General features: G+C 60.9%; 1 protein-coding gene. It reads right to left on the bottom strand.

What is annotated here, in order from left to right:
• A partial coding sequence (locus tag EN874_RS32390; RefSeq protein ID WP_145971769.1) for a DDE-type integrase/transposase/recombinase occupies nucleotides 1–396 on the bottom strand: 396 nt, incomplete at both ends.

Below are 396 nucleotides of genomic sequence, written 5' to 3'. Positions count from 1 at the left end.
ATCGTCGATGTCGCGATAGGCTTGGCCATCTACCTCCTCTTCCTTCAGGGTCCTCATGAACCTCTCGGCCTTGGCATTGTCATAAGGATTGCCGATGCGGCTCATGCTCGGCTGGATGTCGTGGCTTGCAAGTCGTGCTGCGTAGTCAGCGCAGGCGTATTGGACACCGCGATCACTATGGTGAATGACACTTCCCGGTGCCGGCCGGCGTGCCGCAATCGCCTTGTCCAGCGCCTCGATGGCGAGTTCCGCCTTCAGGTGGGTCGCAATCGCCCAGCCGGTGACCTTGCGGCTGAAGGCGTCAAGCACGATCGCCAGGAATGCGAACTCCTCGGCGAGATGGACATAGGTGATGTCGGCCACCCAGAGCTGGTCGATGTCGGTCAGCTGAAGGCC

Source organism: Mesorhizobium sp. M1D.F.Ca.ET.231.01.1.1 (assembly GCF_003999155.2).
Classification (GTDB): domain Bacteria; phylum Pseudomonadota; class Alphaproteobacteria; order Rhizobiales; family Rhizobiaceae; genus Mesorhizobium.
Note: the sequence above shows the minus strand (reverse complement) of the source record. Positions and strands in the feature narration are given on the sequence as shown.